Below are 23828 nucleotides of genomic sequence, written 5' to 3' on the forward strand. Positions count from 1 at the left end.
AAGGTTATCCGCTCCCGGGGCCGGAGACGATTCGTGTGATCACCGCAATGCCCAGGCGGCGATTCCGGGAACGGCGGCGTAGGCCGGGTCTTCGGCGAGACTTTCGGGCGATGCGCCCTCGGCGAGGTCTTCGTACAGCCAGGTCCAGTTCTGCACCGCGCGGACCAGCGTCCACTCCCGCGCACGTCCGGCGTCCACCCCGGCGGCCGCGGCGAACCACGCGAGCTTTTCGTCCATTGTGGACTCTTCTGCCCGGTTCCAGAGGATCGAGATCGCGCCGAACTCGAGATCGCCCGAAAGCGGCTTCGGGTCGATCACCAGCCACGGTTCACGGTCCCCGGCGAGGACGTTCTCGAAATGGAGGTCCTCGTTCACCATCAGCTCACCGGCCTCCGGTCCGAGCCGCGCGCAGATCTCCACCGCGGCGTCGATGTATTCGCGATCGAACGGTTCCCCCAGTTCGCTCCAGGTCTCCGGGAGTTCCGCGACCAGTTCCGCGGCTTCCTCGCGAAGGGAACGCCGCAGCGTGGCGGGAGCGGGGACGGCCAGCCGTCGCGCCAGGGCGCCGACGGTCTCGACGGCCTCCTGGATCGGCTCGGTTTCGAGCGACCGGCTCGCGTCGAGCCGCTCCAGGAGGAGGACGCCGTCCTCGGGCACGTTGTCGTACATCAGGACCGCGCCCTGACCGGCCCAAGTGGACAGTGCGAGCGGTTCGTCGTCGGATTCCTCGTGCGGCCAGCCGAGTTTGAGGATCGCGGGGGAGCCGTCCGTGCGGCGCACGGGCTGCGCGACGCCGACGAAGCCGTGCATGGCCTCGCCGTCGTATTCCAGCTGCCACTTCGCGGTGTACTTCTCGGCGAGGAACGGGAGGGAATCGAGCCACTCGGCGGCTCCCGGTCCGAGGTCGGCGGCGCGGTCGAGGAACTTGGGCGGGATCTTGAAACCGGTCACGAACCCACCTTGGCAGGCCTGTCCACCGTGTTTCCCTCGTGACCCGCCGGGCGTACCGTGAACAGCGAGAACAACCCCGGGAGCAGCCATGGTGGTGGAGATTCTCAGTGCGATCGCCGTCGCGGGCGGTGCTTGGCTCGCGACCAGCCTTCGCGTGGTGAAACAGTACGAACGCGGTCTCGTGTTCCGGTTCGGGCGGGTGCGCCCCGCCATCCGGCAGCCGGGGCTCGCGCTGCTGGTGCCGATCGCGGACCGGCTGCAGAAGGTCAACATGCAGATCGTCACGATGCCGATCCCCGCGCAGGACGGCATCACCCGCGACAACGTCACCGTGCGGGTGGACGCGGTCGTGTACTTCAAGGTGATCGACCCGGTGCTGGCCGCGGTCAACGTCCAGGACTACCGCTCGGCCGTCGGCCAGGTCGCGCAGACCTCGCTGCGGTCCATCATCGGCAAGAGCGACCTCGACGACCTGCTGTCGAACCGGGAACGGCTGAACGAGGGCCTGGAGCTGATGATCGACAGCCCGGCCTTGGACTGGGGCATCCACATCGACCGCGTCGAGATCAAGGACGTCGCGCTGCCGGAGTCGATGAAACGCTCGATGTCGCGCCAGGCCGAAGCCGAACGCGAACGGCGGGCACGGGTCATCTCGGCCGACGGCGAACTGCAGGCGTCGCACAAGCTTTCGCAGGCGGCCGCGACCATGGCCGACACCCCGGCGGCGTTGCAGCTGCGACTGCTGGAGACCGTCGTGCAGGTCTCGGCGGAGAAGAACTCGACGCTGGTCTTGCCGTTCCCGGTGGAGCTGTTGCGCTTCCTCGACGCGAACACGCCGAGGCGGGAGACGCCTTCGGAGGAGCCGGAGGTTTCAGAGGGCAACGGTCAGGTGGCGCCGGCGCCCAGGGAGGGCAGCTGAGCGCATGAAGAAGCCCCAGGCGCTTGCATCAGAGGCGACACTGGGGCGTTCGTCACTGACGGTAGCATCTTCGGGTGCCGTCCGTCGAGACCGAAGAGCCCATGGTCTGGAATCTGCTGTCCGAACCCCGGATGGCTCCCTACCTGGAAGCAGCGTCGGGGGACAAGGTCGCGGCCCTGCGGCTGTACGAATGGAGCGCGCGAACATCCTCCGCCGCTTTCGAGGTCGTCGGCCATCTCGAGGTGCTCCTTCGTAACGCTCTGGATCGGTGTCTTCGCGAGCATTTCCGAGAGGACCAGTGCGGCATCCCGTGGTTCTTGCTGCCGACTCCCGGCGGGGACAATGTGGCGGAGGCCGTGGCCACCGTGCGGGAGCGGCTGCGCCCCCAGCGAAAGGAAACCCGGCACCAGATCATCGCCGGATTGAGCTTCGGGTTCTGGTCAGGTCTGCTCGGCCCCAAGTACGAGGAGCTCTGGCGCGACTGTCTTCATCGCGCCTTCCCGCACTCGTCGGGAAAGCGAAAGGAGGTCGCCGTCGCGGTCGAGCGGGTCCGCAAGTTCCGGAACCGGCTCGCGCACCACGACTCGACGATCAACGTCGACATACCCTTCGAGCTTCGCCAGATCTTCGACCTGGCCGCGTACATCGACAAGGATGCCGCGCGCTGGCTGAAGCGGTGCAGCGGACTGATGACCGTCTACGCGCAGCGGCCGGTCACGGTCGACGACACCGTCGTCGTTTCGGCGAAGCACGCCTGGCCGTTGTACGAGACCTGCTCCGCTTACGTGTGCCAATCCGGGCGGGCGTTCCGGCCGATCGAGCGTGTTGCGTTCTACGCGGACCGTGAGGTCAAGCTCGATGTACCCGCCGTGCTTCACCGCCGGGACAACGTCGAGTGGTCTCCGGAAGAGGCAGCGCGGCTCGGCGCTTCGGAGGATCGCTTCGACCGCAAGATCGCGAAGGTCATCGAGACGTCGGACGATACCTGGACGGATGGCCGCTATCAGGTCTTCCTGCTGACCGCTCCAGGACATCCCGACCACCGGCAGCTACGGCAGGCACTGCCTCATCTCGGCACCGGACGAGGCTCGGCTTTCGTGCAGCGGCAGCGATATGTCTCCCTGCACTCCCTGGAGAACGCGGTGACGACGGCCGACCTCTAGACAGCCCGGCCGGTGCCGCTACTCGAGCTCCCCGTTCACCCCGAGAATGATCATCGTGCCGATGAAACCGACGTACAGCGCGATCACGACGTAGGCGATGATCACCGCCGCGAGCGCCATGCCGCGTCCACCCGCCTCGCCGCGGTTCGCCCGCGCCAGCCCGATGTGCCCCAGGATCAGCCCGACGATCACCGTCACACAGGAGCAGATCCCGACGAGCGAGCACACCAGCCCGGCGATCGCCATCCCGTTGTCCTGCGACCGCGCGGGAGCGACCGCCGCGTACGGGTTGTACGGCTGCGGCGGCGGATACGCCGCGGGCAACGGCACGGGCGTGTACACCGACGGGACCGGCGGTTCCGGCGCCGCGTAGGGCGGCGGCATGGGCTCGGCGGTCAGTGGGTCGATGGCCTGCCCGTACGTCTCGACCGGAACCGGAACGGAAGCCGGCTCGGGAGCGGGAGCGGGATCCGGCGCGGAAGCCGAAGGCGGCTCGAACGGAGCGGGCGGCTCGAACGGCGTGGGCGGGGTGAAGGGTTCCGGTGGCTGAAAGGGCTGCGGGCCCGACACGGTTTCGGGCGCCGAAGACACCACAGTCGGGTCCGAGAAGGTGTTCGAGTCGGTGTAGGACGACGTCGACGGTGTGTCCTGCGAGTCGGAACTGCTCATCCGGTTGCCCCCTGGTTCGTGCGGGACACCACCGTATCGTCCGAACGGGTCACGAGACGCCCGCGGCTCCGATCGCGAGCACCACGAAAACGAACCACAGGATGACCGGGATCAGCCAAAGCGCGGTGACGACGTATCCGATGATCATCCCCGCCTGCGCCATGCCCTGGCCACCCGCTTCGCCGCGTTTGGCCTTCGACAGCGCGATATGCCCGAAGATGATCCCCAGGATCGCGGGGAAGCACATGATCAGCCCGATCAGCGAGCACACCAGCGACGCCACCGCCATGCCCTGGTCCGGCGGCCGCACGTAGGGCTGCTGGACGTAGTACTGCTGAGGCGGCGGCTGGTACGGCTGAAGTCCGTAGGGCTGCTGGAACTGCCCGGACGGCTGCTGCCCGTACGGGTCGTGCGGATTCGTCATGCTGGTCCCCTCGTAGACGAGGACCGTATCGCTACCGGAAAGCCCCGTGTTTCGCGGCGATGTTCAGCGCGACAGGGATCGCGATGGCGTACCGGACGATCATCAGATAGCCGACGATGAACGCGGCGAGCGCCATGCCCTTGCCGCCGGCCTCGCCGCGCCGGGCCTTCGCGAAGGCGACGTGCCCCAGGACGATCCCCGGGATCACGGACACCAGCCCGATCAGCCCGAAGAGTGAAAAGATCAGTGCCGCCGTCGCGAGACCGGAATCCTTGCTCCGCGCCGGAGCCTGGTTCGGGAAGGCGTACTGCTGTTGCGGCGGGAACCCGCCAAAGGGCTGCTGAGCCACGTTTCGTCCCCCTCGGACTGTGATCGGCTTGTCACTGTAGTGGCATGCTCACGGATGGCGTACGCGTGACTGCGCTCATAGCGAGGTCCCACGTCAGCCGTCATACTCACCGGTAACCCAGCGCCGGGAGCCCGGTGCGCGCGAATTTAGGAGCAGCGATGGCTCGCCTCGCCCAGACCGCCGGCTTGACCGACGTGCAGTCCGAAATCCTGGCCACGGTCCGCCAGTTCGTGGACAAGGAGGTCATCCCGCGCGCGCAGGAGCTGGAGCATTCCGACACCTATCCCGCCGACATCGTCGAGGGGATGAAGGAGATGGGCCTGTTCGGGCTCACCATCCCGGAGGAGTACGGCGGCCTCGGTGAATCGCTGCTGACCTACGCGCTCGTGGTCGAGGAGATCGCGCGCGGCTGGATGAGCGTCTCCGGTGTCATCAACACGCACTTCATCGTCGCGCACATGATCAAGCAACACGGGACGCCGGAGCAGAAGCAGCACTTCCTGCCGCGGATGGCGACCGGTGAGGTCCGCGGCTCGTTCTCGATGTCCGAGCCCGACCTCGGCTCCGACGTCGCCGCGATCAAGACCCGCGCCCGCAGGACCGACGACGGGTACGTCATCGACGGTTCGAAGATGTGGCTGACCAACGGCGGCAGCTCCAACCTGATCGCGCTGCTGGTCAAGACCGACGAAGGCGCCGAGAAGGCCCACCAGAACCTCACCACGTTCCTGGTCGAGAAGCCCGAGGGCTTCGGCGAGGTCGCACCCGGCCTCACCATCCCCGGCAAGATCGACAAAATGGGCTACAAGGGCGTCGACACCACCGAAGCCGTGTTCGACGGCTTCGAGATCGGCGCGGACAAGGTCCTCGGCGAAGCGCCGGGCAAGGGCTTCGCGTACATGATGGACGGTGTCGAGGTCGGCCGCGTCAACGTCGCCGCCCGCGCCTGCGGCATCGCGATCCGCGCGTTCGAGCTCGCCGTCGAGTACGCCCAGCAGCGCAAGACCTTCGGCAAGGCCATCGCCGAGCACCAGGCGGTCGCGTTCAAACTCGCCGAAATGGCCACCAAGGTCGAGGCCGCGCACCTGATGATGGTCAACGCCGCCCGCCTCAAGGACTCCGGCGAACGCAACGACGTCGAAGCCGGCATGGCCAAGCTGATCGCCAGCGAGTACTGCGCCGAGGTCACCCAGGACTCCTTCCGCATCCACGGCGGCTACGGCTACTCCAAGGAATACGAGATCGAGCGCCTCATGCGCGAGGCGCCGTTCCTGCTCATCGGCGAAGGCACCAGCGAGATCCAGAAGACCATCATCAGCCGCGGCCTGCTCCGCGAGTACAAGTCCCGCTCCTGAAGGAGCTGAAGGCGTCCTTCAGCTCACGTTCGCGCCTTTCGCCCGTCCTTGAGAAGATGGACCAGGACGGGCGAGAGGTGATTACGTGAGTGCTCCCTTTGGCGGAAGCGGCCGGGCCGCGGGCGGGCTGCCCAGGCTGCCGACACCGCCTACCGGCTGGCCGATCGGTTCCTACGCGACGTACGGCGAAGCCCAGCAAGCCGTCGGTTTCCTCGCGGAGAAGGAGTTCGGCGTTTCCGACGTGACCATCGTCGGCGTCGACCTGATGCTCGTCGAGCGCGTCGTCGGACGGCTGAGCTGGGGCCGGGTGCTGGGCACCGGTGCGGTGTCCGGCGCGTGGTTCGGCCTGATCATCGGGTTGCTGCTGGGCATGTTCAACAACCAGGGTTTCGCCTGGCAGCCCATGATCGGCGGGCTCGTGCTCGGCATCCTGGCGTGGACGGTCTTCGCGGCGATCAGTTACAGCATGTCCCGCCGCGACTTCTCCTCGGCGAGCCAGCTGGTCGCGGGCCGGTACGACGTCCTCTGCCAGCCGCGTTCGGCCGAACAGGGGCGCGAGCTCCTCGCCCAGCTGGCGTTGGGCGGCCGTCCCACCGGGTGACGCGGGGGCCGGGCCACTGACATTCGGCGGTACTCGTTCACCTGTTCGTCGTGCGGTCCGCTGAATCGTTACCGATACTGCTTGCGGGCGGTGATCGCCCGGAATAGGTTGCACAACACCAGTCGGGCGGTCGCGTACTCCAGCGTGTCCGCCCGAGCACTAGCACGTCGGGGTGCTGGCGCGCGGGCTTCTTCAACGCGTCCTAGTGCCGCCGTTCCCCGGGCGTGCGCGGGTGAGGAGGCCTCATGGGGAAGAGGATGAGCGCGAGCCGGAGGGGCCGCTCGCCAGGCCGCACCGGCTCGCTACTCGGCGCGGTGGCGCTGACGGCCGGCTTGCTGGCGGGTTGCGGTTCGGACGCCGGGCTGAAGATCAATGTCTACTACGCGCCCGAAGACAATTTCCAGTCCGTTGTGGACGATTGCACCAAGGCATCGGGCGGGCGGTACGAGGTCGTGTACAACAAGCTCCCGCGCCCGGCCGACGGCCAGCGGGAACAGATGGTGCGACGGCTGGCCGCCGGGGACGATTCGCTCGACGTACTGGGGCTGGACGTCACCTGGGTCTCGGAGTTCGCCGAGGCGGGCTGGGTCGACGAATGGACGGGTGAAGCCAAGGCGGAGGCGACCGCCGGTGTTCTGCCGGGTCCGCTCGAAACCGCGACGTGGAACGGAAAGCTCTACGCGGCGACCAAGAACACCAACGTCCAGCTGCTCTGGTACGACGACCGCCTGACCCCGACGCCGCCGAAGACCTGGGACGAGATGATCCAGCAGGCACAGGCGCTCAAGGCACAGGGCAAGCCGGCGAACGTCGTGTTCACCGGCGCGCAGTACGAAGGCCTGGTCGTCATCTACAACACGCTCGTCGAGTCGGCGGGCGGCAAGATCCTGTCCGACGACGGCAAGTCGGTCGTGATGGACGAGGGCGCGGTCAAGGCGCTGGAGATGCTCAAGAAGGTCACCACGGCCGGGATCACCGACCCGTCGCTGACCAACTCCAAGGAGGACGAGGTCCGCCAGGCCTTCCAGCGCGGCAACGCCGCCTTCGAGCTGAACTGGCCGTTCGTCTACGCCTCCTACGCCAAGGAGAAGAAGGACGAACTCCAGCACTTCAAGTGGACCACCTACCCGGAGTTCGAAGCGGGTAAGCCCGCCAAGACCACGATCGGTGGCTACAACCTGGCGGTCAGCTCGACCTCGAAGCACAAGGCCGAGGCCTACGAGGTCGCGCTGTGCCTGCGCAGCGCGAAGAACCAGAAGTTCTCCGCGCTCAAGGACGGTGTCCCGCCGACGATCGAATCCCTCTACACGGACACGCTGCCACTCGACGCGACGGCACCGCAGAGTGACGACAACCCGAGTATGGAAACGAAGTACCCGATGCGGGAAACGATCCTGGAGGCCCTCAAGGACGCCGCCGTGCGTCCGCTGACCCCGGCCTACCAGAACGCCTCGACGGTGTTGTCGAAGGTGCTTTCCCCGCCTTCCGCCATCGATCCGCGGAAGACGGCGGAAAAACTCAAAGAAGAACTCGCCGACGCGCTCCAGTCGAAGGGGGTGATCCCGTGACCGTGCAGGAAACCGCAGGTTCGGCGACCGCGGCCAAACCGGGCAAGAAGGCGAAACCCGTTCTCAGTGAAGGAAAGAAGGCCGAGCGCAGACTCGGGCTGTGGCTGTGCGCCCCGGCCGCGATCGTGATGATCGCGGTCACCGGGTACCCGATCATCTACTCGATCTGGCTCTCCCTGCAGCGCTACGACCTCAGATTCCCGGCGCAGCAGGAGTTCGTCGGCCTCGACAACTACATCGCGGTGCTGTCCAACGGTTACTGGTGGACGGCGTTCGGGACGACGATGGGGTTGACCATCGTTTCGGTGGTGATCGAGTTCGTCCTCGGTATGGGGCTGGCGCTGATCATGCACCGGACGCTGGTCGGGCGGGGCCTCGTGCGGACGGTCGCCCTGATCCCGTACGGCATCGTGACGGTGGTCGCGGCGTTCTCCTGGTACTACGCCTGGACGCCGGACACGGGCTATCTGGCCAACCTGTTCTTCCCGGACAGCGCGCCGTTGACCGAGTATTGGCCGTCCCTGGCGATCATCGTGCTGGCCGAGGTGTGGAAGACGACGCCGTTCATGGCGCTGCTGCTGATGGCGGGCCTCGCGCTGGTGCCGGACGACCTGTTGAAGGCCGCGGCGATGGACGGCGCGACGGCGTGGCAGCGGTTCACGAAGGTGATGCTGCCGGTGATGAAGCCGGCGATCCTGGTGGCGCTGCTGTTCCGCACGCTGGACGCGTTCCGCATCTTCGACAACATCTTCGTGCTCACCAACGGCGCGCAGGACACGTCGTCGGTGTCGATGCAGACCTACAACAACCTGGTCAAGGGGCTGAACCTCGGGATCGGGTCGACGATGGCGGTGCTGATCTTCATCACGGTGGCGATCATCGCGTTCATCTTCATCAAGGTGTTCGGCACGGCCGCACCTGGTAGCGACAACGGGGGTAAGCGCTGATGGCGATCGGTGGAGCGGTCACTCCCGGCCGCAAGTTGAAGTGGGGCCTAGTCGACATCCTCGTGCTGGTGTTCGCGCTGTTCCCGGTGCTCTGGGTGGTCTCGCTTTCGTTCAAGACCAAGGAGACACTGGACGACGGGAACTTCATCCCGTCGGAATGGACGTGGCAGAACTACGCGGACATCTTCGAGACCACGGAGTTCATCAGGGCGCTGGTGAACTCGATCGGGATCGCGATCATCGCGACGGTGATCGCGGTCGTCCTCGGCACGATGGCGGCGTACGCGATCGCGCGGCTGGACTTCCCCGGCAAGCAGGTGCTGGTCGGGATGTCGCTGCTGATCGCGATGTTCCCGCAGGTGTCGCTGGTGACGCCGCTGTTCAACATCGAACGTGAGCTTGGCCTGTTCGACACCTGGCCGGGGCTGATCCTGCCCTACATCACGTTCGCGCTGCCGCTGTCGATCTACACGCTGTCCGCGTTCTTCCGGGAGATCCCGTGGGAGCTGGAAAAGGCGGCGAAGATGGACGGCGCGACCCCGGCGCAGGCGTTCCGGAAGGTGATCGCGCCACTGGCGGCACCGGGGGTGTTCACCACCGCGATCCTGGTGTTCATCTTCTGCTGGAACGACTTCCTGTTCGCGATCTCGCTGACCTCGACCGAGGCCTCGCGCACGGTCCCGGCGGCGTTGTCGTTCTTCACCGGGTCGTCGCAGTTCGAAGACCCGACCGGGACGATCTCCGCGGCCGCCGTGGTGATCACCGTCCCGATCATCCTGTTCGTGTTGTTCTTCCAGCGTCGCATCGTGGCGGGGCTGACGTCCGGTGCGGTGAAGGGCTGACCCATGGCTGAAATCGTTCTCGAAAAAGTGTCCAAGAAGTACCCCGACGGCGCCCTCGCGGTGTCCGAAGTGGACATCACGATCGCCGACGGTGAGTTCATCATCCTGGTCGGCCCGTCCGGCTGCGGGAAGTCCACGACGCTGAACATGGTCGCCGGGCTGGAGGACATCTCCTCCGGCGAACTGCGCATCGACGGCCAGCGCGTCAACGAGAAGGCGCCGAAGGACCGCGACATCGCGATGGTGTTCCAGTCCTACGCGCTGTACCCGCACATGAGCGTGCGGGAGAACATGGCGTTCCCGCTGCGGCTGGCCAAGGTCGACGACAAGACCGTGCGGGCGAAGGTCGAAGAAGCCGCGAAGATCCTCGATCTGACCGGGCATCTGGACCGCAAACCGGCGAACCTCTCCGGTGGTCAGCGGCAGCGGGTCGCGATGGGACGCGCGATCGTCCGCAACCCCAAGGCGTTCCTGATGGACGAGCCACTGTCCAATCTGGACGCGAAACTCCGCGGCCAGATGCGGACGTCGGTGTCGAAGATCCAGAAGCAGCTCGGCACGACGACGCTCTACGTCACGCACGACCAGACCGAGGCGATGACCCTCGGCGACCGGGTCGTCGTGCTCCGGGCTGGTTACGTACAGCAGATCGGGTCGCCGCAGTTCCTCTACGACAACCCGGCGAACCTGTTCGTGGCCGGGTTCATCGGCAGCCCGTCGATGAACTTCGTCCCCGCGACGCTGGAGAACGGGGCGGCCCGCAGCGCGCTGGGCGACATCCCGCTCACCGACCGGGTGCGGCGGCTGGTCGAAGCCGCCGACGCGCCGCGCGAGGTCATCGTCGGTATCCGGCCGGAGCATTTCGAGGACGCCGCGCTGGTGGACGCCGCCGCCCGCCAGGGCGCGACGTTCACCGCCCACGTCGACGTCCTCGAGTCGATGGGGTCCGAGAAGTTCGCGCACTTCTCGGTCGAAGGTGAGGCCGCGTCGTCGTCCGACCTCGCGGATCTCGCCGCCGACAGCGGTTCCTCGGACGTCCCCGGCGCCGAGTCGCAGATCGTGGCCCGCCTGTCGGCGGCCTCGTCGGCGGCGGAGAATCAGGACGTCGAGCTGTGGTTCGACGCGGACAAGATCAAGTTGTTCGACGGGGCCAGCGGCAAGAACCTGACCTACACCGACTAACCCCCTGTAGCGCGTGAAGGCCCCCTTCCCTCGGCTCAGCCGAGGGAAGGGGGCCTTCACGCGCGGCCCCGTGCGCCCAGCCGTAACTCGCGTGTCTTGAGCCGGAAGACTCCGTCCCGCCGGGCCTCGGTCGTGTTCGCCGCCCAATCACGCGAGTTACGCCTTCAATCACGCGAGTTACGCCTTCAATCACGCGTGTGCGGTGTCGGAGACCGGTCGCGATTGTCCACTTCGGACATCGGGGATTCCCCACCTTCGGCGGTTTACGTCGCTTGGGGTGATCGGGGACCCTCCGGGTACCTAGAGAAGGGTGCCTGTCTTGCCGAAGAAGCCGACACGCCGTCTCCTGCAGGGCCTGGTCGGAGCGGTCCTCATCACCACGCTCGCCCCGGCCGTCGCCTGGGCCGAACCCCCGCAGGCCCTGCCGTCGAACGCGACCGAGGCCGACCGCAAGTGGCAGCCGGCGTTCGACTACGACACCGACGGCTGCTACCCGACGCCCGCGATCTCGCCGACCGGCGCGGTGGCCACCGGGCTCAAGAACTCCGGAGCCCTCAACGGGCAGTGCCGTGACCAGTCGGACCTCGACAACACCAACTCCTACGCGCGGTCGAAGTGCAACAACGGCTGGTGCGCCCACCTCTACGACCTCTACTTCGAGAAGGACCAGGCCGTCCCGGGCATCGACTGCTGCGGGCACCGGCACGACATCGAACACGTCGTCGTCTGGGTCAACGAGGGCCAGGCCCGGTACGTCTCGACGTCGGCGCACGGCAACTACTCCACCTACGACCGCTCCAAGGTCGCCTGGGAGGGGACCCACCCGAAGATCGTCTATCACAAGGACGGCGCGAGCACCCACTGCTTCCGCATCGCGAGCGCGACCGAACCGCCGGAGAACCACTACAACGCCTGGCAGTACCCGGACCTCGTCAGCTGGGACGGGTTCCCGCCCGGTGTCCGTGACACGCTCGTCCGCGCCGATTTCGGCAGCGCGAGCCTGGCGATCAAGGACGGCTCCTTCGAATACAACCTGGGGAAGGCCAAACCGGCGGGCATCCCCTTCGATCCCAACGCCTGAGGCGGATCAGTACTCGCTCTCGGGGAGGGCGAGCCACAGCACGAGGTAGACGATGAACTGCGGGCCGGGCAGCAGGCAGGACAGCACGGCGAGGAGGCGGACCTTGCCCGGCGTGGTGCCGAAGCGTTTGGCGAGACCGGCGCAGACGCCGCCGATCATGCGGCCCTGGCGCGGTCGGGTCAGGCGGGCGGCTACGGGGTTCGTCACGGTATTTCCCTCTCGGTCGTCACGGTGTGTGAAACCCATTGTCGTCTCGTGACGGCCCTGCCGCATCCCACCGCGGAACGAAACGCACCCTTAGGGGCGTGAAATCGCGGTAAGGCGGTCACCTGGGAAAACGTGACGGACCCTGTGTTCTTCGCCCGTAGGGGCTGGTGTTCCGCGATCTTTTGACGATACTGCTCCGGTGCCCTCGAAGAGACTCAGCGCGGTGATCTGCGGTTTGTTCCTCGTCGCGGCCTGTTCCACGCCGGAACCGGCGGTGACACCTTCGACCACGGCGGGTGAGGAGGCTCTGACCGCTTCCGAAGCGCTCGGGGAATACTCGTCGCTCGATTACTGCAGCCTCGTCGACCAGCGAAAAGTCATCGGCGGCGGAAACGCGGTCAAACCACCGTTGACCTCTTTCGAGTTCTGCCGTCTCGAATTCGTCGAGGGCGCGAATCGCTACACCGTGACCACCGGCCCGATCACTTCCGGCCAGGATCCGAACAATCAGCCGTACGAATACGCCGGGCCGTTGCCGGAAGGCGTCAGCGTCCAGCGGTCGACGTTCAACGAGGACATCGCCTGCACCCGGTTGCTCACCTTCGCCGATGGGATCAGGCTGTCCATCGCGGTGACCTCCGACGACACGGCGCCCGCCGATCAGGCCGACCGCTGCCGGATCGCCGACGCGACGGTGGACGGCGCGGCAGGGGTGATCGCCGCGCGCAAGGCCGGGCGGCTGAACCTGGACCAGCGTTCGTGGGGCCGCGTCGCTCCGTGCGCGCAGCTCGACCAACACGAGCTCGACGCCGCCGCCGGTCCGGAGACCAAACCGGCGCCGGCGCTTTCCGGGCACAGCTGCATCCGCGGCAAGGTGAGTTTCTCGCTGTCGGTGGGCGCGGACACCACGCCGGGCGCGACGGAGGCGCTGGGCGGGCGGCAGGTCCAGGTCACCACGTCCGGCGCGTTCTGCCAGGTGACCACGCACCGGCCGATCCCGGGCACCCCGGACCGGGTCGAGCAGGCGACGCTCTCGGTGGTGGGCGTCGACGGGGCGCCGGAAGACGCCACCTGCGCGGCGGCGCGAGAGGTCGCCGCCGCGGTCTTCCCGAAGCTCCCCTGACGCATTTCCCCCAACGCGTTTAGTCCTCTGGATGCGGTCCTTGCACGCGCAACTACCGCATCCAGAGGACTAAACGCGTGGCCCTCAACTCCAGGCCGTGTGCTCGAAGGCGTAACTCACGTGACTGACGGCGTAACTCACGTGCTTGGGAGCGGAACTCGCGTGGTTGGGCGGACGACACGTCTGACGTCGGGTTCGGCGCGTGCCGTCCCTCTGGACACGTGTGTTGCGCCTTCAAGCACGCGAGTTACGCATCTGGGCACGTGAAGGCGCCGCAGTCAGAGGACTAAACGCGGGGTCAGCGCAGGCGGGGCAGGCGGAAGGAGCACATCGCCTCGTCCAGCGCCTCGAAGTCGAGGGGCGGATGCGGCAGTGGGGTGGCGCGGCCGGGCTCGGCACGCAGGCCGTCCAGCAGCATCGCGAGGCATCGGCGCCACAGATCCGGCTGGATACCGTGCGTGAACTCGATGACCGAGCCGAGCATCTGGTGCAGGAGCGGGATGTCCGTCGGCATGAAATCGGCGCGGAGGACACCTGCCGTCTGAGCCCGCTCGACGAGCTGTGTGATCAACGGCACCATGCGCGATTTCGCCTCGGCGACGCGCTCCTGGCCGAAGACGTTCGACAGCATGACTTCGCGTAACCCGCGGTCACCGGCGTGCAGTTCGGCCGCGCGCCACGTGAAGCCCGCGAATCCCTCCCAGGGATCTTCGGCGCGAAGCGCCTCTTCGGCGAACTCGCGGATCGTCTCGAACTGGTCGACGAACATGGCCTCGACCAGGTGTTCCTTGCTCGGGAAGCGGCGATAGACCGTGCCGACGCCGACGCCGGCGTGATGCGCGACGTCGTCGAGGGTCGCTTCGAGCCCGCGCTCGCCGAAGACGGTGTGTGCCGCCGCGATGATGCGCTGCCGATTGAGTTCAGCGTCGCGCCGCAACGGCCGCGCCGGTGCGGCGGGAGCGAGTTCCCGAGCCATCCGTCCAGCTTAACAAACGAAGTAGAGGACACTTCTCCACTTCTTGTGTACCTTGGGCGCGGAAAGGGGAGATACCTACTCCACATAGCTTCTTCGTCACTATCGGTGAGGAAACCGCCCGTATGTCTGATTCATCCACCGCTGTCGTCACGCCGCCGGGGGACGCGGCCGCGCAGCACACCAATCCGCACCACGCCAGGAGATGGCTGATCCTGGTGATGATCGGCCTCGCCCAGCTGATGGTCGTCCTCGACGCCACCGTCGTGAACATCGCGCTCCCGTCGGCGCAGCAGGATCTCGAGTTCTCGAACGACGCCCGCCAATGGGTCGTCACCGCCTACGCGCTCGCGTTCGGCAGCCTGCTCCTGCTGGGCGGGCGGCTCGCGGACCTCTTCGGCCGCAAACGCGCCTTCCTCGTCGGACTCGCCGGCTTCGCCATCGTGTCCGCGATCGGCGGCGCCGCCACCAGCATCGAAATGCTGCTCGTCGCCCGTGCCGCGCAGGGTGTCTTCGGCGCGCTTCTCGCCCCGGCGGCCCTTTCGCTGCTGACCACGACGTTCACCGATCCGAAGGAACGCGGCAAGGCGTTCGGTGTCTTCGGCGCGATCGGCGGTGGCGGCGCGGCGATCGGCCTGCTGCTCGGCGGCGTGCTGACCGAGTACCTCGACTGGCGCTGGTCGATGTACGTCAACATCATCTTCGCGGTGATCGCGTTCGCCGGTTCGGCCGTGCTGCTCAAGAACTCCGAGACCGATGGCCCGCGCCCGAAGCTCGACATCCCGGGCACGATCACCGCGTCGGCCGGTCTCTTCGCGCTGGTCTACGGTTTCGCGAACGCCGAGCGTGACTCGTGGTCCTCGGTGTCGGTGTGGGGTTTCCTCGCCGCCGGTGTCGTCCTGCTGGCCGCGTTCGTCGTGATCCAGCAACGGGTTTCGCATCCGCTGCTGCCGCTGCGGGTACTGCTCGACCGCGACCGCGGCGGCTCCTACCTCGCGATGTTCCTGCTCGCCATCGGAATGTTCTCGATCTTCCTGTTCCTCACCTTCTACATCCAGCTGAACCTCCAGTTCACGCCCGTGCAGAGCGGGGTCGCGTTCCTGCCGATGGTGGCAACCCTGATGGCGAGCGCGACGTCGGCGACGGCCGTGCTGCTGCCCAAGTTCGGCGCGAAACCGTTGGTGTCACTGGGAATGCTGATCGCCGGCGCCGGACTGTTCTGGCTCTCGGCCATCGACACCACCAGCACGTACGCCGGCGGGGTGCTGTTCCCGCTGATGGTCATGGGTGTCGGCATCGGCCTCGCCATGGCGCCCGCGATGAGCGTCGCGACCTTCGGCGTCGACACGCACGACGCCGGCGTCGCGTCGGCGGCGGTCAACACCGCGCAGCAGGTCGGCGGCTCGATCGGGACCGCGCTGCTGAGCACGCTGGCCGGCAACGCCGCGACGTCGTTCGCCGCTGGGAAGGCGCCTTCGCCGCAGCTGGCGGCCGAAGCGGCTGTGCACAGCTACACGACCGCTTTCGTGTGGGGCGGGTGGATCTTCGTCATCGGTGCGGTGATCTGCGGGCTGCTGCTGCGTTCGGGTGCTCCGGCGAAGGCGCCTGAAGGCGCTTCTCCGGACGCTGCGCCGGTCGCCGTGCACATGTAGTCAAGTACGTGAAGGCCCCCTTCATTGCGCCTAGGTACATGAAGGGGGCCTTCACGTACCTAGGTGGGCCGCGACTGCGACCGCACGGCCTCGAAGACCTCGTCGTCCCACCGGTGCGTCCGGATAAGCCGGTACCGTTCGCAAGCCACCCACAGATACGCCTCGGCGTCCGTGCGCGAGCCGATCAGGTCCGCCTGCCGCAGCATCGCCACCACCGGCACGAACTCCTCGTCGAACCACCGCTGCGCCAGCGTCGCGCGATCCGAGTACGCGCCTTCGTCCTGCATCAGCCGGAAGCCCCACGCCTCCACGTGCTCACCGAGCCGCGCGTAGTCCCACGGGTCCGTGAACACCACCGAAGCCCGCGACTGCCCCGACAGGGGGACGCGTTCCAGGAACAGCCGCCGGTAGTCCTTCACGATCAGGTCGCCGCGGTACCGGATCCCGCTCGGGTCCAGTTTGGTCCGCACCTCGGTGACCATCGCCTCTATTGTGGACAGTCGCATCGCGTGCGCCACCGAAACGCGGTGGTGCCCGTCGATGATGAAATGCAGTTCGCCGACGCGGTACACCTCGATCGGCGGAATCGACTCGCCGCGCCGGGTGGCCAGCGCCAGCCGTTCCCAGCGTTCGCGAACCCGCCCGGATGTCGGGCGGAAGCGCCGGTCGAAGTCGCGGCCGCGGTCGACGCTGCCGACGATCGAATCGAGCCGGATCACCCGCGCCCCGATCTTCCGTTCGCCGAGATAGCCGAGCGCGTCGACCACCTCGTGGAACGGCAGCATGATGTTGACGTCGTCGGGTTCGCGGCGCAGCCAGTTCGCCAGCCGGGACAGCACCTGACGCCGTCGCGCGCGGAGGAAGTCGTGCTCCGCGTCCGCGCGGGGAAAGCCCGTGTCCTTCATGAGAACTCCATGATCCGGTGCCCGACCACGTTGCGGACCGTGGTCCCGCCGACCACCCGGTCCGGCACGGGTTCACCGTGCGGGTGGATATGCCCGTGCAGCAACCACTTCGGGCGCAACAACTCGATCGTGCGATGGAGACAGTCGAAGCCGCGATGCGGCGGATCCTCGCGGTCGCCGCAGTGCCGCGGCGGCGCGTGCGTGAGCAGGACGTCGACGTCCCGTCCGTCCCGCCAGCGGCGGAGCCGGGCCCGGCGCACCAGCCGCCGGGCACGCCTCGCCTGCTGGCGTTGCGTCCACTGGTTCGGGCCGTCGTTGTAGCGGACCGAGCCGCCGAGCCCGGCGAACCGGAGCCCGCCGACGTCGACGATCCGGCCGTCCGCGTTCACCCCGCCTGCCGGCCCGGGCCACACGGCGGGGAAACCGTCCTTCATGGACAGTCCGCCGTAACGCGTGTAGCCGGACAGGTCGGGGTCGTGGTTGCCGGGGACGAAGACGCACGGCACGTCGAGCGCGCCCGCCAGGAACTCGAGGTAGTCGTACGGCAGGTCGCCGGCGCCGATCACGAGGTCGGCGGGGTGGTTGCGGACGGCGGACGTCCACAACCGCTCTTCGACCTCGTCCGCGACGACCAGCGCTTTCATACGCTCCAGCGTAATGCCGGACGGCCTACTGCGGGCCGTGCGCGAACGCGGGGTCCTTGGCGATGATCGCGACGACGATGCCGAGCCAGACGAGGCAGAACGTCAGCGCCCAGAACTTGAGGTTGGTCAGGATCCTTGGCATGGGGAACTCCAGGTACTACCGAAAGCGGGAAGAGGTCAGAGCCAGCGGTTCTTCCTGAATATTCGGTAGAGCAGGATGCAGACGCCGAAGATCACCGTCATCGCCACCGGGTAGCCGAACCGCCAATGCAGCTCCGGCATGTAGTCGAAGTTCATCCCGTAGATGCCTGCCAGCGCCGTGGGGACCGCGATGATCGCCGCCCAGGCGGTGATCTTGCGCATGTCGGTGTTCTGCTGGAGGGTGATCTTCGCCAGTGTCGCGTCGACCAGGGTGGTCAGCAGTTCGTCGAAGTTCGCGACCCGCTCCGCCACGGTGGTCAGGTGGTCGGAGACGTCACGGAAGTACGAGCGGACCTCGTCCGGGATCAGCCGCGTGTACCCCTCGGCGAGGCGCTGCAGCGGCGTCCCCAGCGGCATGACCGCGCGGCGCAGCTCCAGCACCTCGCGCTTCATGAAATAGATCTGCTCGGCGCTCACCTTGGACCGCGGCGCGAAGACGTGCGTCTCCATCTCGTCGATGTCCGACTCGATGGCGGTGGTGACGTCGAGATAGTGGTCGACGACATGGTCCGCGATCGCGTGCAGCACGGCGGACGGCCCGAGGTCGAGCCGCTCCGGGTCCTGGTCGAGTTCGCGGCGCAGCCGGGCGAGCCCCGAGTGGTTCCCGTGCCGCACGGTGATCACGAAGTCGCGGCCGAGGAAGGCCATCAGCTCGCCGGTCTCGACGATCTCGTTCGCCGTCGCGGGCGACTCGTGCTCGACGTACCGGACGGTTTTGAGCACCATGAACAGCGTGTCGTCGTAGCGCTCCAGCTTGGGCCGCTGGTGTGCTTCGAGCGCGTCCTCGACGGCCAGCTCGTGCAGGCCGAAGGTGTCCGCGATGCCCTGGATCTGGACGGCGTCGGGCTCGTGCAGGCCGATCCAGACGAACCCGGCGTGCCGCTTGCGCACCTCTTTGATGGCCTCGGCGTGCGTCCAGCGGCCGGGCAGGCGCTTGCCCTCCACGTACACCGCGCAATCGACGACATACGCCGACAGGGGGACGGGCAGCGGGCGTTCGGGGACGCTCTTGGCGCGGCCGTTGCTCCGGCCGCGAAGGCCGCCGAGCGAGGGAATGGCAGGCATGGGATCTCCTGGGCGGACGTCGTGCGTTGATGCGCGAAGACGACGGGCCAAGCGGTCGGGGGGCCGCTCGGCTAGGCCAGCGTTCCCGGTTTCGTCAGCCCTGCCAGGTGGGGATCCGGCGAGACGTGAAGGCGGAAACGCTGCGACTACTAGGAAGCGGACTATCGCCACTGGACATCGGGTTCCTCACCTCCTTGGCTCGGCGGACGGTTACGCAGTGGTGTTGGTCGCGTTGACGACCCGACACCAATGGTCGAGGGTACTCCTCAACATGAAGGCCTGTCGTTCCAGGCTCACGCCGCGTTACTCGTGCAGGAGGAATGGGTGCAGTTCGGTCGCTATTACGAAGAGTTCGAGGTCGGTGCGGTCTACAAGCACTGGCCGGGCAAAACGGTCACCGAGTACGACGACCACCTGTTCTGCCTCATCACCATGAACCACCATCCGCTGCACCTCGACGCGCACTACGCCGAGGAGACCACCGACTTCGGCAAGAACGTCGTGGTCGGCAACTACATCTACTCGCTGCTGCTGGGGATGTCGGTGCCGGACGTGTCCGGCAAGGCGATCGCGAACCTCGAGGTCGAATCGCTGAAGCACGTGAAGCCGACCTTCCACGGCGACACGATCTACGGCGAGACCGAGGTCCTGGACAAGACGCCGTCGAAGTCGAAGGACGACCGCGGTGTCGTCTACGTCGAGACCCGCGGCTACAAGCAGGACGGCACGATCGTGTGTGTCTTCCGTCGCAAGGTGATGGTGCCGAAGCGGTCATACGGTGACAGCAGGGGCGGTGAACAGCCCGGCCGCCCGGTTCCGCACGAATAATAGGTGCCACGAACGGGAAGAGGGAGCGCGTCGATGCCCATCGGGCTGGATGAGATCAAGAACCGTCTGCGGAAGTTCGCGACGGTCGAGGCGGCCGGTGTTTCGCCGCTGTACGAGCACCTGGCGGCGAAGGCGGCCGAGGACGACGACGTCGCCGGGCTCCTGACCGACGCGCGTGGCGGTGAAGCGCGCGGAACGCTGCTCATGGCGACGGCGCACCGGCTCATCCAGGCCGACCCCATCCACCCGCTCTCGCGGTACTACCCGTCCGTCGGCGGTTTCGACGGCGTGGACTCGGAGACGTGGCCGTTGTTCCGCTCGTTCCTGCTGGAACGGGCGGACAAGGCCAGGTCGATCATCTCCTCGCGGTACACGCAGACCAACGAGGTCCGCCGTGCGGCGCTGCTGTACCCCGCGATGACGACGGCGGCGAAGGAGGCGGGCGGCAAGATCGCGTTGCTCGAGGTCGGCTGCAGCGCGGGGCTGCTCCTCGGCATGGACAAATACGCCTACCGCTACCAATGCGACGGCGGCGAACAGCTCACCGCCGGGCCCGCGAAGACCGCCGTCGGCCTGCACTGCGCGCTGGACCTCGCGCCCGGTGCCGTCACGCCGAAGGTGCCGAAGAAGCTGACGATCACCGCCCGCGCCGGCCTCGACCGCGCGCCGGTGGACCTGGCCGACGAGGACGAACTGGCCTGGCTCGAAGCCTGCGTCTGGGCCGACCAGCCGGACCGGATCCGGCTCCTGCGCACGGCCGCGGCGGCGCAGGGCAAGCAGCGGCCGGAGTTGATCGCGGGCGACGCGGTCGACGATCTCGCCGCCGCGGCGGCCACCCTGCCCGCCGACGCTCCGCTCGTGGTCTTGACCAGTCACGTGCTGGCGTACCTGGGGGAGCGGCGGGCCGACTTCATCGAGGCGCTCCGGAAACTCGCCGCGGACCGGCCGTTGTGGTGGGTCAGCGAGGAGTTCTACGCCGCCGCGCTGGAACCCTTGGTGCCCGGCCGGGCCGATCTGGCCGAACCGGTGGACCAGGCCGTGCTTGGACTGGTCCGCTGGGATGCCGGTGTCCCGGACGTGCGGGCATTGGCCCGGACGGCCCCGCACGGGCAGCGGATGACCTGGTTGCCCGTTTAGCCACTCCACGCCCAGGTTTCCCCATTCGGCTCTCCGCAGATGTCGGCAATGCGTCGGGAAGGCCGCTTTTCACCTCTTGTGCTGCTTTATCCCGGTGACTTTTGCCGAATCGTGTACAGCGGGTGTCAGGACGGCGGGAACTCGCCGGTCGGCAGCACTCCCCAATCGCGGAGAGTGACGAACAGGAGTTCGGCCAAGTGGCCGTGTTCGTCGAGTTCGATCAAGGTTCCGGCGTCGATCCACCGGGCGTCGGTGGCGTCGTCCCCGGCACGGAGAGTGCCGCCGGTGACCGCGCAGGCGTAATCGTGGATGTCATACGAGCCACGGCGGACGTTGCCGACGAGTGTGCCCGGCATCACGTCGAGCCCGGTCTCCTCGCGCATCTCCCGGATCACGGCCGCTTCGTCCGTTTCGCCGGGTTCGACCCGCCCGCCGGGAACCGACCAGAGTCCACGTCCGGGTTCATTCGCGCGCCGGATCAGCAGAATCCGCCCCCGTTCGTCGTGGACGATGCCGCCTACGCAGCGGACGGTGCTGTCCGAAACGGTGTTCATTCCCGAATGGTAGACGCGGGCTTCCTGACAATGGCTGTCCTGTACACGGAGAGTAGCCGTACGGTACACTTCCCCTCGCCGGCTGACCCAAGCGCGGGACTTCCCTCCCGCGCCGGTGGAAGGTGCGGTACAAAATGAATGGTCAGTATCCGCAGTCAGTCACCGTAAGAGACAGGATTGATCGCTGTGAACGCGAAAAAGCTCCTCACTTTCGCAGGAATCGCGTTGGTGCTGTTCTTCGTGATCGCGCAGCCAGGTCAGGCCGCGGGCCTCGTGGGAAACATCATCGGCTTCCTGCGTGACTCGGCCGAATCGGTGATCACCTTCGTCAGCAACGTCTTCAGCTAGCGGGGGAGCGGATACTCTATCGGTATGTTCGCCCCACGCGATCCAGACGAGTATCTCCTCGACACCGAGCGGCGGGTCATCCGGATCCGCCGGCACTGGGCTGTGCTGTTGTGGGAAACCTTCGAGACGGCCGCGTTGCTGGCCGTCTGCGTCCTGGTCTCCTACCTGTTGCCGCCCGCCGCGTGGGTCATCCAGAACATCCTCTGGTATGCCGCGTTGCTCATCATCCTGCGCTTCGCGTACGTGGTGATGGAGTGGTGGGTCGAGCGCCTGGTGGTCACGGACAAGCGGTTCGTCATGACCACCGGTGTCTTCACCACGAAAGTGCTGATGATGCCGATCACCAAGGTCACCGACCTCACCTACGAGCGTTCGGCGTGGGGCCGGATGATGGGGTACGGGACCATGGTGGTCGAGTCCGCCGGTCAGATCCAGGCGCTGAACCGCATCGACTACCTGCCGAAGCCGGAAGAGTTCTACGACACGATTTCCGAGCTCGTCTTCGGCGACAAGCAGAAGCAGGCCGAGCGCTTTTCGATGATCAAGGCGCAGCGTGCGGCGCGCGGCAAGAAGAAGGTCGGTTAGCGCAGGTCCCGGGGTCGCTGTGACCTGGAGCATCGTCGATACTGAGCGGCGATGCGCATCGACCTGCACGCCCACTCCACCGCCTCCGACGGCACCGACAGCCCTGCCGGGCTGGTCGCCGCCGCCGCGAAGGCGGGCCTCGACGTAGTCGCGATCACCGATCACGACACCACGGCCGGCTGGGCCCCGGCCGCCGAGGCACTTCCGCCGGGGCTCACGCTGGTCCCCGGCGCCGAGCTGTCGACGATCTCCGTCGATCCGGTGACCGGACGGCATATCAGCGTCCACCTGCTCGCGTACCTCTTCGACCCGGCATCGCCGTCGGTCGTGGCCGAGCAGACGCGGCTGCGGTCGGAGCGGCGATGGCGGCTGCGCGTGATGGCCGAGCGGATGGCCGCCGACGGCCTGCCCGTCGATCCCGACGAGGTCATGTCGCTACTGCCGGAGGACGGTTCGGCCGGGCGGCCGCATCTCGCGCAGGCACTGGTGCGGGCGGGCGTCGTCTCGTCGGTGAACGAGGCCTTCGCGAGCTATCTCGGCAACGGCAGCGGCTACTTCGTGGCGCGGCAGGACACGCTCGTCGAGGACGCGATCGACATGATCGCGGAGGCGGGCGGCGTCACCGTCATCGCGCACCCCTTCGCCTACACGCGCGGCGCGACCATCACCGTCGACGTGCTCGCCGGGCTGGCCGAGCACGGGCTCACCGGCGTCGAGGTCGACCACCCGAACCACGACGAGGAGACCCGCGTCCAGCTGCACGGGCTGGCGGGGGAGCTGGGGCTCGTGCGCACCGGGTCGAGCGATTACCACGGCACGAACAAGACAATCGATCTCGGCGACGAGACCACCGACCCGCTCGCGCTCGAAGAACTCGTCGCGCGGTCGACCGGCTACCAGGTCGTGACCCGGTGACGATCACGGACTTCTTCGACGCGCGCCTGTTCATGAGCGCGACGATCACGCTGATCGTCATCATGGACCCGCCCGGCACGGTCCCGGTGTTCCTGAGCCTGACCGGCCGCAAATCGGTGGCGTTCCGTGCCAAGGCCGCGCGGCAGGCGGTGCTGGTCTCCCTGCTGGTGATCTCGCTGTTCGCCGTTGCGGGACAAGCGATCCTGTCGTACCTCGGCATCGGCATCCCGGCGCTGCAGGGCGCGGGCGGACTGCTGCTGTTGCTCATCGCGCTGCAACTGCTGACCGGCAAGACCGGCGGCGAGGCCGAGGCGGCGGGCGACGACGTCAACGTCGCCCTCGTGCCGCTCGGGACACCGCTGCTCGCCGGTCCGGGCGCAATCGCCGCGACCATCGTCTTCGTGCGGCAGGCCGATGGGCACGTCGGCGCGTACGTGGCTCTCGCGCTTTCGATCGTGACAGTGCACTTCGTGCTGTACCTGTGCATGCGGTACTCGGGCGTGGTCATCCGGCTGATCAAGGAAAGCGGGATCACGCTGCTGGCGAAGATCGCGGGTCTGCTGCTGGCCGCGATCGCGGTCGAGCTGGTGGCGAACTCGGTGAAGGGCTTCATCTCGGGCACATGACCGGCCGGCCATGA

Annotated in this window: 27 protein-coding genes; 17 read left to right on the top strand and 10 right to left on the bottom strand. The window is 67.3% G+C overall.

All coding sequences use genetic code 11. The features are described from left to right. Nucleotides 1-39: 39 nt before the first annotated feature. Nucleotides 40-951: an aminoglycoside phosphotransferase family protein gene (locus ACZ1DY_RS05955; RefSeq protein ID WP_465483812.1), complete on the bottom strand. Its 912-nt coding sequence runs from the start codon at nt 949-951 to the stop codon at nt 40-42. A gap of 88 nt (nt 952-1039) precedes the next feature. On the opposite strand from ACZ1DY_RS05955, the gene ACZ1DY_RS05960 reads away from it, so the two are divergent. Continuing rightward, nucleotides 1040-1870 (top strand): slipin family protein, encoded by an 831-nt coding sequence (locus ACZ1DY_RS05960; protein WP_465483813.1) that lies wholly within the window; start codon nt 1040-1042, stop codon nt 1868-1870. Nucleotides 1871-1944: 74 nt separating this feature from the next. Beyond that, complete coding sequence (locus tag ACZ1DY_RS05965; RefSeq protein WP_465483814.1) at nt 1945-3033, top strand: hypothetical protein; 1089 nt, start codon at nt 1945-1947, stop codon at nt 3031-3033. Nucleotides 3034-3051: 18 nt separating this feature from the next. On the opposite strand, the gene ACZ1DY_RS05970 is transcribed toward ACZ1DY_RS05965, so the two are convergent. Genes ACZ1DY_RS05970 through ACZ1DY_RS05980 form a run of 3 tightly spaced genes read right to left on the bottom strand, consistent with a single transcriptional unit; the run spans nt 3052 to nt 4475 of the window. After that, nucleotides 3052-3702: a DUF4190 domain-containing protein gene (locus tag ACZ1DY_RS05970; protein ID WP_465483815.1), complete on the bottom strand. Its 651-nt coding sequence runs from the start codon at nt 3700-3702 to the stop codon at nt 3052-3054. Nucleotides 3703-3751: 49 nt separating this feature from the next. Beyond that, a complete protein-coding gene (locus tag ACZ1DY_RS05975; protein ID WP_126736351.1) occupies nt 3752-4126 on the bottom strand; it encodes a DUF4190 domain-containing protein in 375 nt (124 codons plus the stop codon). 31 nt (nt 4127-4157) lie between these two features. Beyond that, nucleotides 4158-4475, bottom strand: a complete 318-nt coding sequence (locus ACZ1DY_RS05980) for a DUF4190 domain-containing protein (protein WP_465483816.1) — start codon at nt 4473-4475, stop codon at nt 4158-4160. Nucleotides 4476-4633: 158 nt separating this feature from the next. Here ACZ1DY_RS05980 and ACZ1DY_RS05985 point away from each other — a divergent pair, with 158 nt between their 5' ends. The 7 genes from ACZ1DY_RS05985 (at nt 4634) to ACZ1DY_RS06015 (ending at nt 12051) form a co-directional block, all read left to right on the top strand. After that, complete coding sequence (locus ACZ1DY_RS05985; protein WP_465483817.1) at nt 4634-5830, top strand: acyl-CoA dehydrogenase family protein; 1197 nt, start codon at nt 4634-4636, stop codon at nt 5828-5830. A gap of 85 nt (nt 5831-5915) precedes the next feature. Beyond that, nucleotides 5916-6431: a YflT domain-containing protein gene (locus ACZ1DY_RS05990; RefSeq protein WP_016331463.1), complete on the top strand. Its 516-nt coding sequence runs from the start codon at nt 5916-5918 to the stop codon at nt 6429-6431. Between the two features lie 245 nt (nt 6432-6676). After that, the gene (locus ACZ1DY_RS05995; protein ID WP_465483818.1) at nt 6677-7999 is read left to right on the top strand and encodes an ABC transporter substrate-binding protein; all 1323 of its coding nucleotides are present in this window, start codon (nt 6677-6679) and stop codon (nt 7997-7999) included. Continuing rightward, a complete protein-coding gene (locus tag ACZ1DY_RS06000; RefSeq protein WP_257489041.1) occupies nt 7996-8946 on the top strand; it encodes a carbohydrate ABC transporter permease in 951 nt (316 codons plus the stop codon). Before ACZ1DY_RS05995 ends, ACZ1DY_RS06000 begins: the two co-directional genes overlap by 4 nt. Further along, nucleotides 8946-9788 carry a carbohydrate ABC transporter permease gene (locus ACZ1DY_RS06005; RefSeq protein WP_126736347.1) on the top strand — a complete coding sequence of 281 codons (843 nt, stop codon included), beginning with the start codon at nt 8946-8948 and terminating at the stop codon, nt 9786-9788. The genes ACZ1DY_RS06000 and ACZ1DY_RS06005 overlap by 1 nt, the downstream gene beginning before the upstream one ends. A 3-nt stretch (nt 9789-9791) precedes the next feature. Then, entirely contained in the window at nt 9792-10970 is a 1179-nt protein-coding gene (locus tag ACZ1DY_RS06010; RefSeq protein WP_192746581.1) for an ABC transporter ATP-binding protein, read from the top strand. A 319-nt stretch (nt 10971-11289) separates the two neighbouring features. Beyond that, nucleotides 11290-12051, top strand: coding sequence for an NPP1 family protein (locus ACZ1DY_RS06015; RefSeq protein ID WP_465483819.1), 762 nt, complete (start codon nt 11290-11292; stop codon nt 12049-12051). Nucleotides 12052-12057: 6 nt separating this feature from the next. On the opposite strand, the gene ACZ1DY_RS06020 is transcribed toward ACZ1DY_RS06015, so the two are convergent. Then, on the bottom strand, nt 12058-12258 hold the full coding sequence (locus ACZ1DY_RS06020; protein WP_034313416.1) for a PspC domain-containing protein: 201 nt from the start codon (nt 12256-12258) through the stop codon (nt 12058-12060). Between the two features lie 199 nt (nt 12259-12457). Here ACZ1DY_RS06020 and ACZ1DY_RS06025 point away from each other — a divergent pair, with 199 nt between their 5' ends. Then, nucleotides 12458-13381 carry a hypothetical protein gene (locus tag ACZ1DY_RS06025; protein WP_465483820.1) on the top strand — a complete coding sequence of 308 codons (924 nt, stop codon included), beginning with the start codon at nt 12458-12460 and terminating at the stop codon, nt 13379-13381. A 298-nt stretch (nt 13382-13679) separates the two neighbouring features. Here ACZ1DY_RS06025 and ACZ1DY_RS06030 read toward each other — a convergent pair whose 3' ends face one another. Continuing rightward, nucleotides 13680-14357 (bottom strand): TetR/AcrR family transcriptional regulator, encoded by a 678-nt coding sequence (locus ACZ1DY_RS06030; protein ID WP_257489038.1) that lies wholly within the window; start codon nt 14355-14357, stop codon nt 13680-13682. 122 nt (nt 14358-14479) lie between these two features. Between ACZ1DY_RS06030 and ACZ1DY_RS06035 the strand changes: the two genes are divergently transcribed. Beyond that, the gene (locus tag ACZ1DY_RS06035; RefSeq protein ID WP_257489037.1) at nt 14480-16006 is read left to right on the top strand and encodes an MFS transporter; all 1527 of its coding nucleotides are present in this window, start codon (nt 14480-14482) and stop codon (nt 16004-16006) included. 59 nt (nt 16007-16065) lie between these two features. On the opposite strand, the gene ACZ1DY_RS06040 is transcribed toward ACZ1DY_RS06035, so the two are convergent. The 3 genes from ACZ1DY_RS06040 to corA form a co-directional block, all read right to left on the bottom strand. Then, entirely contained in the window at nt 16066-16911 is an 846-nt protein-coding gene (locus ACZ1DY_RS06040; RefSeq protein ID WP_126736340.1) for a ParB N-terminal domain-containing protein, read from the bottom strand. Beyond that, entirely contained in the window at nt 16908-17555 is a 648-nt protein-coding gene (locus ACZ1DY_RS06045; RefSeq protein ID WP_465483821.1) for a metallophosphoesterase family protein, read from the bottom strand. Before ACZ1DY_RS06045 ends, ACZ1DY_RS06040 begins: the two co-directional genes overlap by 4 nt. A gap of 177 nt (nt 17556-17732) precedes the next feature. Next, on the bottom strand, nt 17733-18821 hold the full coding sequence (corA, locus tag ACZ1DY_RS06050; RefSeq protein WP_034313298.1) for a magnesium/cobalt transporter CorA: 1089 nt from the start codon (nt 18819-18821) through the stop codon (nt 17733-17735). Between the two features lie 249 nt (nt 18822-19070). On the opposite strand from corA, the gene ACZ1DY_RS06055 reads away from it, so the two are divergent. Both ACZ1DY_RS06055 and ACZ1DY_RS06060 read left to right on the top strand, forming a co-directional pair. Continuing rightward, the gene (locus ACZ1DY_RS06055; protein WP_225949972.1) at nt 19071-19649 is read left to right on the top strand and encodes a MaoC family dehydratase; all 579 of its coding nucleotides are present in this window, start codon (nt 19071-19073) and stop codon (nt 19647-19649) included. A gap of 33 nt (nt 19650-19682) precedes the next feature. Continuing rightward, nucleotides 19683-20786 carry a DUF2332 domain-containing protein gene (locus ACZ1DY_RS06060; protein WP_465483822.1) on the top strand — a complete coding sequence of 368 codons (1104 nt, stop codon included), beginning with the start codon at nt 19683-19685 and terminating at the stop codon, nt 20784-20786. 125 nt (nt 20787-20911) lie between these two features. Here ACZ1DY_RS06060 and ACZ1DY_RS06065 read toward each other — a convergent pair whose 3' ends face one another. Next, the gene (locus tag ACZ1DY_RS06065) at nt 20912-21340 is read right to left on the bottom strand and encodes an NUDIX hydrolase (RefSeq protein WP_465483823.1); all 429 of its coding nucleotides are present in this window, start codon (nt 21338-21340) and stop codon (nt 20912-20914) included. A gap of 186 nt (nt 21341-21526) precedes the next feature. Between ACZ1DY_RS06065 and ACZ1DY_RS06070 the strand changes: the two genes are divergently transcribed. Genes ACZ1DY_RS06070 through ACZ1DY_RS06085 form a run of 4 tightly spaced genes read left to right on the top strand, consistent with a single transcriptional unit; the run spans nt 21527 to nt 23814 of the window. Continuing rightward, nucleotides 21527-21688, top strand: coding sequence for a hypothetical protein (locus ACZ1DY_RS06070; RefSeq protein ID WP_005167589.1), 162 nt, complete (start codon nt 21527-21529; stop codon nt 21686-21688). Between the two features lie 24 nt (nt 21689-21712). Continuing rightward, on the top strand, nt 21713-22273 hold the full coding sequence (locus tag ACZ1DY_RS06075; RefSeq protein WP_034313292.1) for a PH domain-containing protein: 561 nt from the start codon (nt 21713-21715) through the stop codon (nt 22271-22273). A 51-nt stretch (nt 22274-22324) separates the two neighbouring features. After that, nucleotides 22325-23188 carry a PHP domain-containing protein gene (locus tag ACZ1DY_RS06080; RefSeq protein ID WP_126736336.1) on the top strand — a complete coding sequence of 288 codons (864 nt, stop codon included), beginning with the start codon at nt 22325-22327 and terminating at the stop codon, nt 23186-23188. Beyond that, nucleotides 23185-23814, top strand: coding sequence for a MarC family protein (locus ACZ1DY_RS06085; protein WP_016331481.1), 630 nt, complete (start codon nt 23185-23187; stop codon nt 23812-23814). Before ACZ1DY_RS06080 ends, ACZ1DY_RS06085 begins: the two co-directional genes overlap by 4 nt. The last annotated feature ends 14 nt before the right edge of the window (nt 23815-23828 follow it).

The organism is Amycolatopsis sp. PSD-21 (assembly GCF_055561455.1).

Coding starts and splice junctions, on each gene's coding strand:
- ACZ1DY_RS05995 (WP_465483818.1), top strand. CDS start 6,677: ATGGGGAAGAGGATGAGCGCGAGCCGGAGGGGCCGCTCGCCAGGCCGC.
- ACZ1DY_RS06060 (WP_465483822.1), top strand. CDS start 19,683: ATGCCCATCGGGCTGGATGAGATCAAGAACCGTCTGCGGAAGTTCGCG.
- ACZ1DY_RS05970 (WP_465483815.1), bottom strand. CDS start 3,702: ATGAGCAGTTCCGACTCGCAGGACACACCGTCGACGTCGTCCTACACC.
- ACZ1DY_RS06005 (WP_126736347.1), top strand. CDS start 8,946: ATGGCGATCGGTGGAGCGGTCACTCCCGGCCGCAAGTTGAAGTGGGGC.
- ACZ1DY_RS06010 (WP_192746581.1), top strand. CDS start 9,792: ATGGCTGAAATCGTTCTCGAAAAAGTGTCCAAGAAGTACCCCGACGGC.
- ACZ1DY_RS06040 (WP_126736340.1), bottom strand. CDS start 16,911: ATGAAGGACACGGGCTTTCCCCGCGCGGACGCGGAGCACGACTTCCTC.
- ACZ1DY_RS06045 (WP_465483821.1), bottom strand. CDS start 17,555: ATGAAAGCGCTGGTCGTCGCGGACGAGGTCGAAGAGCGGTTGTGGACG.
- ACZ1DY_RS06030 (WP_257489038.1), bottom strand. CDS start 14,357: ATGGCTCGGGAACTCGCTCCCGCCGCACCGGCGCGGCCGTTGCGGCGC.
- ACZ1DY_RS06065 (WP_465483823.1), bottom strand. CDS start 21,340: ATGAACACCGTTTCGGACAGCACCGTCCGCTGCGTAGGCGGCATCGTC.
- corA (WP_034313298.1), bottom strand. CDS start 18,821: ATGCCTGCCATTCCCTCGCTCGGCGGCCTTCGCGGCCGGAGCAACGGC.
- ACZ1DY_RS06035 (WP_257489037.1), top strand. CDS start 14,480: ATGTCTGATTCATCCACCGCTGTCGTCACGCCGCCGGGGGACGCGGCC.
- ACZ1DY_RS06080 (WP_126736336.1), top strand. CDS start 22,325: ATGCGCATCGACCTGCACGCCCACTCCACCGCCTCCGACGGCACCGAC.
- ACZ1DY_RS06075 (WP_034313292.1), top strand. CDS start 21,713: ATGTTCGCCCCACGCGATCCAGACGAGTATCTCCTCGACACCGAGCGG.
- ACZ1DY_RS05960 (WP_465483813.1), top strand. CDS start 1,040: ATGGTGGTGGAGATTCTCAGTGCGATCGCCGTCGCGGGCGGTGCTTGG.
- ACZ1DY_RS06055 (WP_225949972.1), top strand. CDS start 19,071: ATGGTCGAGGGTACTCCTCAACATGAAGGCCTGTCGTTCCAGGCTCAC.
- ACZ1DY_RS05985 (WP_465483817.1), top strand. CDS start 4,634: ATGGCTCGCCTCGCCCAGACCGCCGGCTTGACCGACGTGCAGTCCGAA.
- ACZ1DY_RS05975 (WP_126736351.1), bottom strand. CDS start 4,126: ATGACGAATCCGCACGACCCGTACGGGCAGCAGCCGTCCGGGCAGTTC.